The sequence below is a fragment of the Protofrankia sp. Cj5 genome (genome assembly GCF_917627405.1).
GTDB lineage: Bacteria > Actinomycetota > Actinomycetes > Frankiales > Frankiaceae > Protofrankia.
This window is the reverse complement of sequence record NZ_CAKJTO010000063.1, coordinates 14830-32163: the sequence shown is the minus strand read 5'-3', so window position 1 is coordinate 32163 and position 17334 is coordinate 14830. Positions and strand designations below refer to the sequence as shown.

At 71.8% G+C, this 17334-nt stretch carries 14 protein-coding genes and 1 pseudogene; 11 read left to right on the top strand and 4 right to left on the bottom strand.

Features of this window, described 5'->3' with window-relative positions; all coding sequences use genetic code 11:
• The 4 genes from MJ777_RS14655 to MJ777_RS14640 all read left to right on the top strand — a co-directional run.
• Positions 1-3226 (top strand): Zn-binding domain-containing protein (locus MJ777_RS14655; RefSeq protein WP_239376815.1); only part of this gene is annotated, 3226 nt, incomplete at its 5' end.
• 62 nt (positions 3227-3288) lie between these two features.
• Positions 3289-4902, top strand: coding sequence for a TIGR02677 family protein (locus tag MJ777_RS14650; protein ID WP_239376813.1), 1614 nt, complete (start codon positions 3289-3291; stop codon positions 4900-4902).
• Positions 4899-6347, top strand: a complete 1449-nt coding sequence (locus tag MJ777_RS14645; protein WP_239376811.1) for a TIGR02678 family protein — start codon at positions 4899-4901, stop codon at positions 6345-6347. The genes MJ777_RS14650 and MJ777_RS14645 overlap by 4 nt, the downstream gene beginning before the upstream one ends.
• Positions 6344-10435 (top strand): TIGR02680 family protein, encoded by a 4092-nt coding sequence (locus MJ777_RS14640; protein ID WP_239376809.1) that lies wholly within the window; start codon positions 6344-6346, stop codon positions 10433-10435. Before MJ777_RS14645 ends, MJ777_RS14640 begins: the two co-directional genes overlap by 4 nt.
• A 99-nt stretch (positions 10436-10534) precedes the next feature.
• Here MJ777_RS14640 and MJ777_RS14635 read toward each other — a convergent pair whose 3' ends face one another.
• Positions 10535-11509, bottom strand: a complete 975-nt coding sequence (locus MJ777_RS14635; protein WP_239376807.1) for a hypothetical protein — start codon at positions 11507-11509, stop codon at positions 10535-10537.
• Positions 11510-11559: 50 nt separating this feature from the next.
• Positions 11560-12315 carry an ATP-binding protein gene (locus tag MJ777_RS14630; protein ID WP_239376805.1) on the bottom strand — a complete coding sequence of 252 codons (756 nt, stop codon included), beginning with the start codon at positions 12313-12315 and terminating at the stop codon, positions 11560-11562.
• Positions 12316-12544: 229 nt separating this feature from the next.
• Here MJ777_RS14630 and MJ777_RS14625 point away from each other — a divergent pair, with 229 nt between their 5' ends.
• The 3 genes from MJ777_RS14625 (at position 12545) to MJ777_RS14615 (ending at position 14070) form a co-directional block, all read left to right on the top strand.
• Positions 12545-12775: an antitoxin gene (locus MJ777_RS14625; protein WP_239346986.1), complete on the top strand. Its 231-nt coding sequence runs from the start codon at positions 12545-12547 to the stop codon at positions 12773-12775.
• Complete coding sequence (locus MJ777_RS14620; RefSeq protein WP_239335595.1) at positions 12772-13179, top strand: type II toxin-antitoxin system VapC family toxin; 408 nt, start codon at positions 12772-12774, stop codon at positions 13177-13179. Before MJ777_RS14625 ends, MJ777_RS14620 begins: the two co-directional genes overlap by 4 nt.
• Positions 13180-13350: 171 nt before the next feature.
• Positions 13351-14070 (top strand): formylglycine-generating enzyme family protein, encoded by a 720-nt coding sequence (locus MJ777_RS14615; RefSeq protein ID WP_239376803.1) that lies wholly within the window; start codon positions 13351-13353, stop codon positions 14068-14070.
• Between the two features lie 21 nt (positions 14071-14091).
• Here MJ777_RS14615 and MJ777_RS22750 read toward each other — a convergent pair whose 3' ends face one another.
• On the bottom strand, positions 14092-14217 hold the full coding sequence (locus MJ777_RS22750; protein WP_255720376.1) for a hypothetical protein: 126 nt from the start codon (positions 14215-14217) through the stop codon (positions 14092-14094).
• A 65-nt stretch (positions 14218-14282) separates the two neighbouring features.
• Here MJ777_RS22750 and MJ777_RS14610 point away from each other — a divergent pair, with 65 nt between their 5' ends.
• The 4 genes from MJ777_RS14610 to MJ777_RS14595 all read left to right on the top strand — a co-directional run bounded on the left by MJ777_RS14610 (position 14283) and on the right by MJ777_RS14595 (position 16996).
• Positions 14283-14657 (top strand): PadR family transcriptional regulator, encoded by a 375-nt coding sequence (locus MJ777_RS14610; protein WP_239346985.1) that lies wholly within the window; start codon positions 14283-14285, stop codon positions 14655-14657.
• Complete coding sequence (locus tag MJ777_RS14605; protein ID WP_239376801.1) at positions 14654-16024, top strand: permease prefix domain 1-containing protein; 1371 nt, start codon at positions 14654-14656, stop codon at positions 16022-16024. The genes MJ777_RS14610 and MJ777_RS14605 overlap by 4 nt, the downstream gene beginning before the upstream one ends.
• Before the next feature lie 187 nt (positions 16025-16211).
• On the top strand, positions 16212-16355 hold the full coding sequence (locus MJ777_RS14600; protein ID WP_239376799.1) for a hypothetical protein: 144 nt from the start codon (positions 16212-16214) through the stop codon (positions 16353-16355).
• A gap of 5 nt (positions 16356-16360) precedes the next feature.
• Entirely contained in the window at positions 16361-16996 is a 636-nt protein-coding gene (locus MJ777_RS14595; RefSeq protein ID WP_239376797.1) for a hypothetical protein, read from the top strand.
• Between the two features lie 57 nt (positions 16997-17053).
• On the opposite strand, the pseudogene MJ777_RS14590 reads toward MJ777_RS14595, so the two are convergent.
• Positions 17054-17334: pseudogene (locus MJ777_RS14590) on the bottom strand (hypothetical protein); the annotation flags it as partial.

Genomic DNA, 17334 nt, shown 5'->3' with positions numbered 1-17334 from the left:
GCCCGAGAGCGCGGCGCGGCCCGAGGACGCGGCGCGGCCCGAGGACGCGGCGCGGCCCGAGGACGCGGCGCGGCCCGAGGACGCGGCGCAGGGGGTTGACGAGGACGACGCCGCATTCGAGGAGACCGCCGAGCAGGACGCCAAGGACGCGAAGAGCGCTCTGCTGTGCGGCAGGTGCGGCGCGCTGCACGCGCCCACCGCGACAGGCGCCGTCGCCCCGTGCGGATGTTCCGCCGCGTACCTGCGTACGGTGCGCCGGCTGCCCGGCCGGTCCGGGACGCCGCGTGGCTGCCTGTCGTGCGGCGCGCGCGGCACCGGCATGATCCGGCTGTTCGAGAGCGGCAACGAGGCCTCCGCCGCCGTCCTCGCGACAGCTCTCTACCAGGCGCTGCCTGCCGACGACGAGTTCGCCGGGCGGCCGGGAGGCGGCCGCAAGCTGCTGGCGTTCAGCGACAGCAGGCAGGCGGCCGCGTTCTTCGCGCCGTATCTCGAATCCAGCCACGCGCTGGTACAGCAGCGCCGCCTGATCCTCGACGGGCTGGCCCGGGCTACCGCGTCCGACCCCTCGTGCTCAGTGGACGACCTGATCGAGGCGGTGGCCGCCGAGGCCGGCGCCGCCGGGGTGTTCGGGCGCCGCGAGTCCCGGCAGGCACGCCGGCGGGAGACCGCCCGCTGGGTGGCGCGCGAGCTGATCGCCCTCGACGAGCGGCAGTCGCTGGAAGGTCTCGGCCTGCTGCGTGTCGCCTTGGATGTCGACCCGGCGTGGCGGGCGCCGGCCCCGCTGCTCGCGCTCGGCCTCACCGCCGACGAGTGCTGGCTGCTGCTCGGCGAGCTCGCGCGGACGCTGCGGCTGCAGGGCGCGCTGTCGATGCCGGCGGAGGTCGACCCAGCGGACGAGATGTTCGACCCGCGCCGGGGACCGATCTACGTCCGCGTCGACGGTGCCGAGGCAAAGCTCAAAGTGCTCAGCTGGCTGCCGACCCGCGGCGTCAACAGGCGCCTGGACTACCTCCGCCGCCTGCTCGGCACGGGCGGCGCCGACCCGCGGGAGACGTTGGCCGGCTGCTGGCGGGCGCTGACCGCCGTCCGGGACGGGTGGCTCGCCGGAACGGCGCTGCCGAAGATCGGCCAGGTCTACCGGGTCGACCACACCTGGCTGACGCTCGCGCCGGGCGGGGCAGCGGAGCTGTACCAGTGCGACGTGTGCCGTCGGCGGGTCTCCGCGTCCGTGCGCGGCGTCTGCCCGACCCTGCGCTGCGCCGGCCGGCTGGCGCCGGTGACCGCCGCCACCGACAATGACGACGAGCACTACCGGGCGCTCTACCAGCGCACCGCGCCGGTCTCCCTGACCGCCCGCGAGCACACCGCCCAGTGGACCGGGCTGGAGGCAGCCGACATCCAGCAGCGTTTCCTGGCCGGGGAGGTGAACGTGCTGTCCTGCTCCACGACCTTTGAGCTCGGCGTGGACGTGGGCGCGCTGAACGCCGTGCTGCTGCGCAACATGCCGCCCACCACGGCGAGCTACATCCAGCGGGCCGGACGGGCTGGCCGCCGCGCGGGCTCACCGGCCCTCGTGCTGACCTACGCGCAGCGCCGCTCCCACGACCTGTCCCGCTACGCCGCGCCCGAGACGATGCTGACCGGCCAGGTCCGCGCCCCCTACGTGCCGCTCGGCAACCCGAGGATCGACCGGCGCCACGCGCACTCGGTGGCGCTCGCGGCGTTCTTCCGCGACGCGAAGGAGAACACCGGCCAGGAGTGGAAGAACGCGGGTGCCTTCTTCCTCGGCGAGCGGGGCGGGGCTCCCGGCCGGCCGGGCCCGCCCGCCGCTCCGTCACAGCTGGTCCGCAGCTTCCTGACGCCGGTACCGGACGATGTCGACGCCGCGCTGCGGGCGGTCCTGCCCAAGTCCGTCCAGGAACAGATCGGCCTCGACTCCGGCGCCTGGGTGGACGAGCTTGACGCGCTGCTGGCGGCGGTCCGCGCCGAGCTCGCCCAGGACGTCGCCCTGTTCGAGGAGCGGCGCAAGGAGGCGTTCGAGTCTCGGCGCAGCGACATGGCCGCCCGGTTCGAGCGGTCCATCAACACGATCACCCGGCGGTCGCTGATCGGGTTCCTCGCCAACCGCAACATCCTGCCCAAGTACGGGTTCCCGGTCGACACCGTCGAGCTGCGTACGGCGCACTGCGACTCCCAGGTCGGGGCGCGCCTCGAACTGACCCGCGACCTGGCGATGGCGATCCACGAGTACGCGCCCGGCTCCGAACTGGTCGCCGGCGGTGTGCTGTGGCGCAGCGCCGGGATCTACCGGCTGCCCGGCCGGGAGCTCATCACCCGCTCTTACACGGTCTGCCGCGGCTGCCAGCACTACCGCGAGGGCGGCGGCGACCTCGAACCGGCGTGCACCGCCTGCGGGCGGCCGGCCGACGGGCCGGTGCGGGAATACTGCGTGCCCGAGTTCGGCTTCGTGGCCGACCCACGCACCGCGAGGCCAGGCACTGCCCCGCCGCTGCGCGTCTGGAACGGCGGCGTCCACGTGGTGTCCCTCGGCGCGGAGCTCAGCGAGAGCCGCTGGCGGTCGGCGGACGGCGCGATGGCCTGGTGTCACAGCGGCACCCGGGGCCGGCTCGTGTCGCTGTCCGAAGGGCCGGGCGGCGCGGGCTTCCTGCTCTGCGACTGGTGCGGCTGGGGCGGCGCCAACCACGGCCGTGCGCCCAAGTCGCACCTCAACCCGCTGCGCGGCAAGCCGTGCACAGGCCTGCTGCGCTGGCGGTCGCTGGCGCACACCTACGAGACCGACATTGTGCGCGTCCAGGTCGACGCGCCCGGTCTGGGCGCTACCGGCTCCGGCGCCGACGAGCGGGCGCGGTGGCACTCGCTGCTCTACGCGCTGCTGGAAGGCTGCGCCGAGGGCCTGGAGATCAGCCGGGGCGACATCGACGGCGTCGTGCACGCAGGTGCCGACCAGCGCAGTGGTCTGGTGCTGTTCGACACCGTCCCCGGCGGGGCGGGCAGCGCGGCGCGTATCGCCGGGTCGCTGGATATCGTCGTCGACTCCGCGCTGCGACGGGTAAGCGCGTGCGACTGCGGCCTCGAGACATCCTGTTATGGCTGCCTACGGACCGTCGGCAACGAGCGCTACCATGAGGATTTGTCGCGCGGCGTAGCCCTGACCATTCTCCGGTCGTTGTCCGGACTGCGCGTCGACGATGACCGAGATGACTGAGCAGCATACCGAGCACCGTCTGTGAGCCATTCCGACCGCGTATTTGCTGGGATACCGAAACCATGACAACGACAAGCGCCCAGGACCCACCGGGCACGCCGGGTGGCGCTTTCGGTATCGCGGCGTTCACCGCCGACGACCGCCTGCGCCTGTTCCACTTCGCCGCCACCGAGAAGCGCCACGAATACCTGTGGCTGCTGCGTGCCCTCGACCGGGCACGCGCCGACTATCAGGTGCTGGTGCACGTGGCCGATGCCCAGGCCGCGCTCGACGCCCTGGCCGAGGAGCGCCCGGACGCGCGGGTGCCCGACGTCCAGTCCCTGCTGGACTCGCTCGCCGACTGGAAGGTCCTCGACCGTTCCTATGACGGCACCCGGGCCGCGAACCTGGCCGAGTACCGCAACCGGCACTACGTCTACCAGTTCACCCAGGCGGGCTACCGCGCCTATCGGGCGGTGGAGGACGTGCTGTCCGCCAGCCTGGAGGACGCGCAGCTGTCGCGGCTGGTCTTCCCCGACATCCTGGCGGACCTGCGGGCGCTCGCCGAGGCGGTGCGCGAGGGCGACGCGCCGGAGGTGTACCGCAAGCTGTCCCGCCTCGACGGCGTCCTCGCGGACATGGCGCAGCGCGCCGCCCGGTTCTACCTGATGCTCGGCGACCTGTCGCGGACGAACGACACCCGCCCCGAGGTCTTCCTCGCGCACAAGGACGCCCTGCTCGCCCATATGCGCGAGTTCCATTCCGAGCTCAGCAGGTACGCGCCGCTGCTCGCCGACGCGGTCGAGGCAGTGGGCGCCGAGGGAGCGGACCGGGTCGCGGCGCTCGCCGCCGAGGCCGATGACTCCCTCTTCCGCTCCCGCGACCGGACCGCGGAGTGGCGACGGCGCTGGGCCGGCCTTGTCCAGTGGTTCGGTACCTCCCCGGGGGCAGCGCAGCGGGCCAGCGAGGCGGACCGGCTGCAGGACGCGACGATCACCGCCATCGCCAACGTCACCGCCTTGCTGCGGCGGGTGACGGAGTCGAGGAGGGGCGGCGTCAGCCGCGAGAGCCAGCTGCGCCACCTCGCGCAGTGGTTCACCAGCCTGCCCGCCGACACCGACGCGCACGCGCTGTACCAGGCGGTCTTCGGTCTCGGCGGGCCGCGGCACGTCGCAGCCGGCTACGAGGACCCCGAGCTGATCCCCAGCAGACAGTCCTGGTGGGAGGCCGAGCCGGTGGCGCTCTCACGCACCCTCGTGCGGGTCGGCCGCAGAACCGGGCTGCGGGGCCCCGGCCGGCTCCAGCGCGACGAGGCTGCGAAGGAGTGGCTGCGCGCCGAGCAGCTCAAGGCCACCACGCAGCGCCGTTCCGCGATGGGGCAGCTCGCCGGCAACGGCGTCCACGACCGCGTCCTCGACGAGGCGGAGACCGAGGCCCTGCTCAGCCTGCTCAGTATCGCCCTGGTCGCCCGGGTGCCGGTCAGCCGGACCGTAGACCCCGGCCCGGTCGCCGCCGGCTCCTCCGACGGTGTGCGCCTCACGCTGCGCCCCGCGCCAGGCGTCACGACCGTGCGGACGGTCCGCGGCAGGCTGCACCTCGACAGGCTGGCGATCGAGATCAGGAGCGCTGGCTCGGGGCTGGTCGCGCCCGCGCCCGCGCCCGCGCCCGCGCCCGCGGCGGCGGCGGTCTCGGCGTGAGGGTCGCGGAGAAGGTCAGCGCCTTAGATCTCGACGAGTACCAGCAGGCCGCCCGTCAGGTGCTGCGCCATCCGCTCATCACGGCGTCCTACCCGGACAGAGCCACCCTTCCGCTGGTCCGCAAGTGGGCATCGCAGCTGCGCGTGGACCTCGCCGAGACGCTCGGGTACACCCTGGTCACGGGCGGCGACACGGTCCGGCTGCGCCGCGTCCAGGACACCCTCGACGCGACCCGCCCGGCGTACACCCGGGCGAGGAAGCCCTTCGACCGCCGCCGCTACGCCTACCTCGTGCTCGCCCTGTCGGTGCTGGGCCGCGCCGGCACCCAGATCGCCCTGTCCGAACTCGCCGACGCGGTGGCCGCCGAGGCCGGCCGTGTCGACGGCCTCGGCATGGACACCGAGCGGAAGGCCGACCGGGACGCCTTCGTGGACGCGGTCGCGTGGCTCGAGACGCGGGGCGCGCTGCGGATGGCCGACGGCAGCGCCGTGGACTGGGTCAACGACCCCGAACACGCCGAGGCGCTCTACGACATCGACCGGGAGATCACCGGGGCGGTCTACGCCCCGAGCCGTGTCCTGCAGCACCTGAACTCGGTGACCGACCTGCTCGGCGACGCCGCGAGCGCGGGCCCGGAGCAGGGCATCAACGCCGAGCGCCGCCGCACCGGCCGCCGGGCCCGCCGCCTTGCCCTGGAACAGCCCGTCGTCTACTACGCGGACGTCGACGAGGGCCTGCGCGGCCAGTTGCGGGCCCCTGCCCTCGCCGAGGACCTGGAACGCCTCACCGGGCTGCCGCTGGAACGCCGCGCCGAGGGAGTCGCCCTGATCAACACGGGCGGCCGGCTCACCGACGTCACGTTCCCCGGCACCGGCACGGTCGCCCAGGCGGCGCTGCTGCTGTGCGCCCGGATCGCCGGCTACCTGGCGTCCAGCCGGCACCGCGTCGAGTTGCTGCCCGCCGCCACGGCGGCCGAGCGGCTCGCCGACGCTTCCGCCCGCATCGACGCGGCACTGCCCGCGCGCTCCGGTGTCACCGCCCTGCTCGCGGACGCCGATCAGGCCGCGGCCACCGACAGCGCCACAGCCACTGACAGCGCCGGGCGGCCCAGTGCCGCGGCGCCGCCCGGTGACGCCCTGCCTTCTGGTGACGCCATGCCTTCTGGTGACGTCGCGGCCGAGGCGACGAAGGCAGCCGGTCGCGAGGCCACCTATCCGTTCCTCAGTGACTCCTGGCTGCGGGCGGAGCTCACGAAACTGGTCAAGGAGTTCGGCCGCGGCATGTCCGAACGCCAGATCGCTGACCCGGCCAGTCTCCTCGACGACGTCCTGCACCTGCTCGCCAGCGTGGGCTTCGTGGCCCGTACCGACGGCGGCGTCCTCATCCTGCCCCTGCTCGCCCGCTACCGGGGCGTCACCGCCCAGCTCAAGGAAACGATCAAGTGACCAGGTACGAGCCCACTCGGGCCGGCATCATCAACATGTGGGACTACCGGGACGAGGAGTTCTCGTTCGCCCGCGGCTGGCTGATCCTGCGCGGGCCGAACGGGTCCGGCAAGACCAAGGCCCTCGAAGTCCTCTTCCCCTTTGTCCTCGACGGCCGGATCGACCCCAAGCGGCTCAACCCGTTCGCCGCCGGGGACCGGACGATGAAGTCCAACCTGCTGTACCGGGGCGCGGACAACGCGGTCGGCTACGTCTGGCTCGAGTTCCGCCACCGGGACACAAGGCAGGCGGTGACCGTCGGCATCGGTCTGCACGCCCAGCGACACCGGGACACGCCGGTGCGCTGGCACTTCGTCGCCGATGGCCGGGTCGGCGAGGACTTCTCGCTGCTCACCGACGACGACCGGCCGATGACGCGCAAGCAGCTCGCCGAGGAGATCGGCGACGCGAACATCCACGCCTCGGCGACGGACTACCGGGCCGCGATCGACACCCGGCTGTTCGGCCTCGGCGCCGAGCGCTACGAGCAGCTGGTCACCCTGATCCTCACGCTGCGCAGGCCGCAGCTCGCCAAGAACCTCGACCCGGTCAGGCTGTCGGACACGCTGACCGACGGCCTGCGGCCCGTGGACGACGACCTCATCAACGAGGCGGCGCGCAGCTTCGACGACATGGAGACGGTCACCCGCACGCTGGAGGGCCTGGTGGCCGCCGACGAGGCGACCGCCGCGTTCCTCGCCAGCTACACGACCTACCTGCGCACCCACGCCCGCGCCGCCGCTGGCGCGCTGACCCGCCGACGCGAGGCGACGCAGGCCCAGCGTGCCGCGACCGTGGCGTACGAGGAGGCCGAGCGGGCCGCGCGGGACGGGCAGCGGGCCGCCGAGAACCACCGCGAGCAGGCCGAGACGGCCGTCGCCGGGCTGCGCGGCAGGATCGAGCAGCTCAGGGCGAGCAACGCCTACCAGGCGGTCGAGCAGATGGGCGACTTGGACCGCCTGGTCCGCACCTGCCTGCAGACCGCCAACGAGACAAGGGCCGAGCTGGACCGCCGCCAAGCGGCAGCCGCCCGCGCGCGGTCCGAGGCCGAGCGCGCGGGCGCCGAGCTCGCCGACCTCTCCGCGGCGGCGGCCCGCACCGCGGCGGAGCTCCTCGACCATGCGGCGCGGGCGGGGATCGACTGGCAGGCCGCCGACGCCGAGGCGGCTGGCGTGGTACGGCGGGCCAGCGCCCGCGCTGCCGTCCGCCTCGAGAACGTCCGAGCCGTCCGCGCGCCCGACGCTGAGCACCGCAAGGCCGAGCAGTCCCGTGACCTCGCCCGGATCGCCCTTGACCGCGCCACGCAGGCCCTCACCGACGCCGAGCAGGCCGAGCAGGCCGCCGACGGCGCGGTCGCCAGCGCCGTCGAGGCCGCCGGGCAAGCCCTGGCCGCCTGGTCGTCCCGGCACTCCGGGCTGTTGCCCACGCACGGCTGGGCGGACCTCACCGAGGCGCTGGGCGACGCGCTGGCCCAGTTCGGCGAGCCGGACGCGGCGCTGCCGGAGAGCACGTACAACGCCGGGACCGCCCCGGCGGAACACCAGGTCCGCGACGAGCAGGCGGCCCTGCGCGCCCGGCACACCGCCCTCGTCACGGAGCGGAAGGCCGTGACCGCCGAGCGGGCCGCCATCGCCGCCGAGCGGGACGACGCCCCGCCGCGACGTCCCGGACGTCCCGGACGGGCCGCGGACCGTATGGATGTCACCGGCGCCCCGCTGTGGCGCCTGGTCCGCTTCGCGCCCGGCGTCGACGACACGCGGGCGGCGGCGATCGAGGCGGCCCTCGAGGCCAGCGGCATGCTCGACGCCTGGGTGTCGCCGGACGGCCACGCCGGCCTCCTGGCCGCGCCCGGCTATGACGGGTACCTGGTCCCCGGGACAGCCGTCACCGGGCCGAACCTCACCGACGTGCTGGAACCCGAGGACGACACACCCATGCCGCGGGGACTGGTCACCGCCATCCTGGCGTCGGTCGCGCTCGACGGGAGCCTGTTCTCCAGCGCCGCCGTGACCGGCAGCGATGGGCGCTACTCGCAGGGCATCATCGCCGGGCGGCACCACAAGGAGCACGCCGAGTACATCGGCGCGACCGCCCGTGCCCACCGCCGCGCCGCGCGGATCACCGAGTGCGACGCGAGGATCGCCACGCTGACCGCCGAAATCGCCGGCCTCGACAAGCGGGCACAAGCGCTCGCCGACACCCTGGCCGCGTTCGGTGACGCCCGCACGGACCTGCCCACGACCGGTCAGATCGCCGGCGCCCAGCGGGAACACAACCGGGCCGCCGGGCACCTGCGCAGTGCCCGGCACGCCGCTGAGCAGGCTCGGGTGAGCTTCGACGAGTCCGTCGCCGCCGTCACCGTGACTGAGCGCGCCCTGCGCCGGGCCGCTGCCGACAACGTGCTCACCCCCGAGAGCGCCGACCGGGTCGAGGACGCGACCCGCCGTTTCGAGGCAGCCGCCCGCGACCTCGAAGCCAGGTACCGGGAACGCGGGCGGCAGGCCGACGCCGTCGCCGACGCCCGCGACCGCGTCGAACACGCCGCTGCGGAGGAACAGGCGGCCGCCGGCACGCACCGCTCCGCGTACCGCCGCCATGCCGAGGAGAACGCGAAGCTGCAGGCGCTGCGGGAGTCTGTCGGCGCCGAGGCCCAGGAGGTGCTGGCGCGGATCTCGGCGGCCGAGTCCGGGCTGGCCGCCGCGCAGGACGAGGAAAAGGCCGCCCGCGGGGCCGAGATGGAGGCGATCCGGCTGGCGTCCGCCGCCAGCGAGCGGGTCTCCTCGGGCCGGGCGGCGCTGCGCGTCGCGCTGGACGAGGAGCTCACCACCGCCCGGAGGCTGGCTCCGTTCGCGGCCCGGGAGCTGCTCGACGTGCTGGCGTGCCCGCCGGGGCTGCGGTGGCCCGCGAGCGAGGAGGAGTGGACACGCGGCGAGACCCCGCCGGCAGCGCTCGCGATCCATGACGCCATCCTCACGGCCACCCGTGGCATGTCCGCGACCGAGACGTCGCAGAAGGCGTCGACCACCCGGCTGACCCGGGCGCTCGAGGAGCTACAGGCACAGCTCGCGGCGGCCGGTCAGGACTACCACCCCGCGTGGGACAGCCCGGACGGTGTGATCGTCGTGCGGATCGCTGACGAGCAGGGGCCGCTGCCCGCCGCGGCGTTCGCCAACCGGATCTCCGCCGCGCGCCGTGACCAGCACCTGCTGCTGTCCGACAGCGAGCAGCGGATCCTCGAGGACGCGCTGCTGACCCGGCTGGCACAGCAGATCCACGACCGCACCGTCGACGCGCGCGACCTGATCCGGGCGATGAACAGGGAGATGCGCGAGCGGCGGATGTCGTCGGGCAAGAAGGTCGGCGTGAGCTGGCAGATGTCCGATGCCCTCGACGCCGAGCAGCGGGCGGTCGTGAGCCTGCTCGACACGGAATCCTCCCGCCTGGCGCCGGATTCGCTCGCCCGGATGCGGGCGCACTTCGCCGATCGGATCAAGACCGAGCGGGCGCGCCACCGGGACCAGCCCTACCGCGAGCTCCTCGCCTCCGTGCTGGACTACCGGCGCTGGCGGCAGTTCTCGTTCCGTCTGGTGGGCCCCGAGGGCGAGGAGGAGACGCTTACCCGGGCCAGGCACAGCAGGCTGTCCGGCGGCGAGCAGTCGGTGTCGCTGCACCTGCCGCTGTTTGCGGCGGCGCATGCGACCCTGAACACGGCGCGCCCGGACGCGCCCCGCCTGCTCGCTCTCGACGAGGCGTTCGCCGGGGTGGACGACACCGGCCGCGCCGAGCTCATGTCCCTGGCGGCGCAGTTCGACCTCGACCTGTTCATGACCGGCTACGACCTGTGGGCGACCTCGGCCGTGGTCCGCGCCGCCGCGCACTACGACCTCGCGCACTCCCCCGTCCAGCACACGGTCAGCGCCCTGCTGCTGGTGTGGGATGGCAGTGAGCTGATCGCCGACGAGACCGGCACCCTTACCGCTCTCCTCGGCTCCCCGGGCACGCGGCGCGCGGCCACCTCGCCCCACCTCCTCCTGGCACCCCAGGCGTGACCGCCCGCAGATGATCGCATCGTCGGGAAGCGGCCGGTCCGGCCTCGCGAACAACTCGGCCCCCGCGTCGTGTTCGGGCCCAGGGCGCGCGGGCGTCGGTCACCCGTTGAGGAGGGTGATGCAGCGCCCGGCCGGGCTGGTCACGGTGGTGATCGCGGTGCGTTCGTCAATGGGAGGCGCGTTCGTGCGCTGGTCGAAGATCACAAGGGTGCCGATCGGCAACTGGAGCCGGTCGAGGTAGCGGTCCAGCTGCAAGAGCCCGGCCTTGAGCGGGTTGGATCTGCCGGTGCGCCAGGCCTTGATCTCAAAACCCTCGCGCTGGACCTGCCGCGGTCCCCCGCGGGGTGCGTAGGGCCAGCGGAGATGAAGGTCGATGCGGCCGGATCCGAGCGCGTATTCGCGTTCGACCTGGCCGGTACCGTTGACCGCGCGCTGGAGGTAGCCCATGAGAATGAGCTGGGGCGCGGCCTCGTCGTAGTAGCCGCGGCTGGTGAGGAACTCGCCGTTCTCGATCCACCAGACCGCGAAGTCGGCGAGGACTCGCGGAAGATCGAAACTGCCGTCCGGGCGGACGAAGGTGCGGGGATCGGTGGTGATGCTCTCCTGCACGGAGGACGACAGGACGCGGACGATGACCTCGCGGTAGATCGGATTCGCGGCCCGTACGGGTGGGTCGGGCGCGATGAGGCCGAGATCGCGGACATAGCTGACGTCGTCGTCGTACGGGTCGAGGACGAGCGGGTCCCCGGCGATCAACGGAGCGATGATCTCACGGACACGGGGCTCGGCCAGCTTGGAGGCCAGCGAGTCCAGGTGGGTGGCGCGCGCAAGGACGAGCCGTTCCTTCGCGGCCTCGAGATGCTCACGTGTGATCGTCTCTGTGGCGGGCACGGCCATCTCCTCGACGACCTCGCGGGCCAGCGCGTTGACCAGCCACGGCTGGCCGCCCGTGAGCTCGTAGGCGTGCTCGACCGCGCCCGGCGCGAACGGCTGGCCGGTGGCGGCGGTGTGCTGACCGTAGAGCTCCGCCACCTCGCCCGCGGTGAAGTCGCCCAGCCTAAGAGCGACCGGCAATAGGGGACGCGGCGTCGCGGGGCTGGGGCACGCACCTCGCGTCGTTGTCGTCAGTCGGCGCCCAGCACCAGGGCGCCTTCCTCCGCCGCCTCGCGATGCACGCACCCCAGCCCCGCTCCTTGATCCACACCCCTATTGCCGGGCGCTCTAAGTGACTTGAGTTTGATGTTGAACGGGCTCGACGTGCCCAGCCGCGACGGGTCACCACCGGCCGCCGCCCCGGGGACCCGCGGAATCGCGAAGCGATTTCGGGGGTGGCAGTCACGGACATCGCGGAGACCACACAGCACGACCGACGCTGGGAAGGGCGCTGTGGAGCGGGCGTTGTAGCCGTCCCGCACCTGGCTGAGCACGCTGATCAGCGACTGGCCCTGAAGGGCGTCGATCTCGTCGAAGAACAGGACGAGCGGACGTGGGCAGATCCGGGCCCAGGCTCTGAGCGCCTCGACGATCAGGGTGCCGTCGGAGGTCTCCGGCCACGGCGCCGGCCGCAGCTCCGCAGGCAGGGTGTCCTCGGCGCTGGAGCGGAGCCGGTCGAGAATCGCCCGGGACGCGGCGCGGATGTCGTCTCCCCAGGCGCGCCCGGTCTCGCAGGAGACGTGCACCGCGGCGTACTGGCCCCGCGTGGTCAGGTCGGCCGCGAGTGCGCGGAGCGCCGTCGTCTTCCCCGTCTGGCGGGGCGCGTGGACGACGAAGTAGGCCTTGAGATCCACCAACCCGGGTGCCTCCGGGAGGCGGGACAGCGCCGGAATCATGTAATGCTCCGCGCGGATGCACGGCCCAGCCGTGTTGAACCGACGACTCACCAGTCCTCCTCCCCGCCCGACTCGTGACTTCACTACCAGCCTACCCGCGATCGACGATCTATCTGTACGATGAGCGACTTCTCCCTGACTCGTCGCGATCGCGCGGACGGACCGAGCGCACATCGACAGCTGCGGAGGGGCGCGCCGCCTTTGTCACCCAGCTCGGCCGTGCCGTCCGACAGCTACATCAGCAGCGTCGAATCGCTGGCAATGCAGGTAAAATGCCTGCATGACTGCGATCACAATCCGCGATGTCCCAGACCTGACCCTGGAGGCGCTGAAGCTCAAGGCGGCACAGACGGGCCGTAGCCTGCAGGCCTACCTGCTCGACCTCGTCACCCGCGACGCCCGGACACCGACCCTGGCCGAGATGATGGCCCGCCTCGACCGCGAGACACACACCGATCTCGCGACCTCCGACATCCTCGCCGCGATCGACAAAGGCAGACGACGCGGATGACCGCCCCGGAAGCCGTCATCGACTGCTCGGCTCTGATCCGCACACTGACCGATCATGGCCCGACCGGCCAGGCAGTCCGCCACCGCCTCGCCGGCCTGACTACATTGGCCGCACCCGGCCTGCTCGACTACGAACTCCTCTCGGCCCTGTTCGGGATGGTCCGCGGCCGGAAGCTGTCCGCACCGGAGGCGGAGAAGGCCATCGGCGACTACCAGCGCCTGCCCTTCGTACGGCACGAGACACTGATCCTCTGGAAACGCGTCCGCGACCTGCACCACAACCTCAGCGCCTACGACGCCCAGTACGTTGCTCTCGCCGAGGCCCTGGGACTCCCGCTGATCACCAGCGACGCCCGCCTCGACCGCGGCGCCGCCGCCACCTGCTCCATCGAAGTCTTCGCATAGACCGACACAACCGGACGCCGGGACCGGCGCCACTGGCGGCCGGGCCGCCGCGAGGCGGGTCTTCACCTGCGCGCAAACGGCTCGGTCAGATACGGGATGACAGTCATGTCCGCCATGACGGACACGTGTCGGTACCATGACCTATCTGTGGGGGCGAGCACGGGAACCGAGATGATTGACGTCCCGCCAGGATGGGTGACGCTGTCGGACCGGCGATCCCAGCGTAGCTGGTCGGTCGAGCTTGCGGCGTACCAGCTTGCGGCGTTCCCGGTGACCCAAACGCGATACGCCCAGGTTACCGGCCAGCGGCCGAGCGCGGCGCGAGGTGATCAGCTGCCCGTCGAGGGCGTTTCCTGGTGGGACGCCGTCAGGTTCTGCAACGTTCTGTCACAGCACGAGGGGCTGGCCCCGGCGTACCGCTTCGATGCTGACGTCGATGGTGTCGAGTGGGACACGTCCGCCACGGGATACCGGCTACCGACCGAGGCCGAGTGGGAGCATGCATGTCGTGCCGGCACCGCCAGCGCGCGGTATGGGCGGCTCGACGAGATCGCTTGGTATCGCGGGAATTCGCGCGAGCGGATTCACGACGTGGGCGGCAGACAGCCCAATGCGTGGGGCTTTTACGACATGCTGGGCAATGTCTGGGAATGGTGCTGGGACGTCTACGACGCCGAGGTCTACGGCACCTACCGGGTGCTCCGTGGCGGCGGGTGGTTCGACGAGAGCTGGAGCTGCCGGGCCTCGGTTCGCCGTCGAAGCCACCCAACGTTCCAGATCGACGACGTAGGATTCCGCATCGCGCGCTCCACCACCCCCACGAATACGGTCAGCGGACGCGCCGGGCCTCCGAAACCGCCAGACATTCGGAACACTCGTTCGATTCGGTAAATGATGTTCCGACCGGCGCGGTCACTGGGCATTGTCCCTGGTCAGCGCCTGGGTAGCGACCGACGACACCAACGCGAGGTGCCTGCCCGCGAGAGTGCTCGCGGTGAGTGCGATGACCGCTCCCGCCCGAAACGCCGTACCAGTCATCGCGCCTTCTATGCCTAGCAGTACTATGCATCGTACTTCCAGGGTATCGAACGGGGTGAGGCTTGGTGAAGGTCGGCAAGGATCTGGTGGCCGCCTCGGCGACGCCGTTGGTGCTCGGCATCCTGGCCGAGGAGGAGAGCTATGGCTACGCGATCCTCAAACGGATCAACGAGTTGTCAGCTGGTGAGCTGGACTGGACGGAGGGCCTGCTCTACCCGTTGCTGCACCGGCTGGAACGCCTCGGATGCGTGGAGTCCAACTGGCAGTCGGTGACGGGCGAGCGACGGCGCAAGTACTACCGGCTCACCGAGGCGGGCCTGGCCGAGCTGGCCGAGCAGCGCCGTCAGTGGGCCACGGTCATGGACGCCCTCAAGGGAATCTGGCTGGGTCCTGGCGACCGCGGGACGCTGACGGCGATCCCGCTGGAGGGCCGGGCATGACGGCGCGGGAGGGACAGGAGGAGCTTGAAGCGCAGCTCGCGCAGTGGCGCCAGTACGTGGGGCGTCGCCGGGAGATGCGACCGCCCGACGCCGACGAGCTCGAAGACCATCTCCGTGGCTGCGTGGACGAGCTCGTCGAGGCCGGCCTGAACGCGGATGAGGCGTTCCTGATCGCGGTCAAACGGATGGGCAGCCTCGACGACCTGGCCCGTGAGTTTGCCCGGGAGCACTCCGAACGGCTGTGGAAGCAGCTGGTCCTGACCGCAAGCCCAGCCGCGGACGCGCGGTCGCGGCGGGACCTGAGGGTGATGGCCTTCTGCGCGGCGGGTGCCGCACTGTCCATCAAGGCGCCGGAGCTGTTCGGGGTGAGTCTGGACAACAACGCGGCAGCCGTATTTTACGGGCCGAACGTCAGCCTGCTCGTGCTGCCCTGGCTCGCGGGTTTCCTCGCCTGGCGCCGGCAGGCCCGACGCTCACTGATCGGGATGCTGGCGGCGTTGTTCGCGCTCGGCGCCGTGGCGGCCAACGCCTACCCCCTGGCGGACAGGTCGCAGTCGCTGATCATCACCAGCATCCACCTGCCCATCGCCCTGTGGCTCGTGGTGGGCCTGGCCTACATGGCCGACGGCTGGGGGTCGTCCCGCCGACGCATGGATTTCATCCGCTTCACCGGTGAATGGTTCATCTACTTCGTCCTCATGGCTCTCGGCGGCGGTGTACTCACCGCATTCACGACCGGCGCATTCAAGGCCATCGGGATCGTTCCGCAGGAGTTCATCGCGCAATGGCTCCTTCCATGCGGCGCGGCGGCCGGGGTCGTCGTGGCCGGATGGCTCGTCGAGGCCAAGCAAAGCGTCGTCGAGAACATCGCTCCGGTGCTCACCCGGCTGTTCACTCCGCTGTTCACAGCGGTCCTGCTCGCCTTCCTCATCGCCGTCGGCTGGACCAGCAACGGCATCGACGTCGAACGCCAAGCGCTGATCCTGTTCGACCTGCTCCTGGTCATCGTGCTGGGGCTGCTCCTCTACTCGATCTCAGCCCGCGACCCGCTGGCCCCGCCCGATCTGTTCGACAAACTGCAGCTCGCCCTCGTGGTAAGCGCGTTGGCCATCGACGTCCTGGTCCTCTTGGCCGTCGCCGGGCGCATCACCGAATACGGCACCACGCCCAACAAGGCCGCGGCTCTCGGCGAGAACATCATCCTGCTCACCAACCTCGTCTGGTCAGCATGGCTGCTGCTGGGGCTCGTCCGTGGACGCGCCCCGTTCGCGACGCTCGAACGCTGGCAGACCGGCTACCTGCCCGTCTACGCCGCTTGGGCCTGGATCGCAACCCTCGTCTTCCCGCCGCTGTTCACCTACGCCTGACCCGCCCGGCAGGTGGCGCCTGCCAGCTGGGCCGCCACCCACCGCCCAGCCCACGCCTGCGGTGGCTCCCTCCGCTGCCTCGTGACACGCGCACCCCAGCCCCGCTCTTTGATCCACATCCCTCCTGCCGGGCGCTCTTAGAAGTACAGTTCTTAGAAGTACAGTTCTATTTCTCCGGCGAACGACGGTGACGGATGTGATCGAGAAGCCCGCGCATGTGTTCGACCGCGACTTCGAGTGGGGCCACCTGGTGCGCTTCGCGGCCCGGGTGGGCGGGCCCGCGCAGCTGGGGGTGGTCACCGGAAGGCCACCGACATCTCCCACCACCTGAGCGTCTTGGAGGACTGTGGGCTGCTGCGCAGGGAGGAGGACCTGTTCCGCCAGGGCCGGGCGGTGTACCGGATCGCCGAGCCGTTGATCGTCTTCTACCAGGTCGTCATGAGGCCCCGCTGGGGGTTCCTGGAAAGCGGCCGGGCCGCCGCGGTCTGGCGTGACGCCCGCCCTCGCTTCTCCGCGCAGGTCCTCGGCCCCCATTTCGAGCAGCTCTGTCGTGACCACGCGGCCTTCGCCCCGCCCGACCTGTTCGGCGAGTTTCCCGGCGAGATCGGCGCCGGTGTGGTTTCCGACCCCGAGCGCAAGACCCAGATCCAGATCGACGTGGCCGTGCTGGCTCCACCGGTGCCCGGCGAGCCCCGCCGCATCCTGTCCCTCGGCGAGGCGAAATGGGGCGACGTCATGGGCTCCCGCCATGTCGACCGGCTCCGCCGCGCTCGCGACCTGCTCGCCGCCCGCGGCTACGACACCCGTGACACCACTCTGATCTGCTACAGCGGCGCTGGCTTCGACCCGTCCGTCACCGCGGCCGCGGCCGATCGCACCGCGGCCATCACCCTTGACCAGCTCTACGGTGTGCTTCGGAAGTCGTCGTTCGATCAGGAAGCGGCGACACGGCGGCCAGCACCGAAGCGTTAGCCCCGCCCTGAACGGCGAGGCTTGCACGCTACGCTTCCCGGCCACCGACCACTTACTTCAGGGCCACCAGCGCTGCACACGCAGCAGCGACGAGACGACCGCGGCTGCGAGCAGGTCGCGCCCTTCCTCGATCGAAAGTACGGCTGGAAGAACATCGATCACGGCGTCCCGTCCTGCTAACGATGCGGCGGTCAGAGCCTGGGCGAGCAGGTCGGGGGGCAGGTGAGATGCCAGCCCGATCAACGCCTGCGCCCGGTCGGCCGGGTGGTCGATGGTGGTGGCTGTGAGAGCCTGAGCGAGAACCGGTCCACGCTGGTCAGGGGGCAGGTGAGATGCCA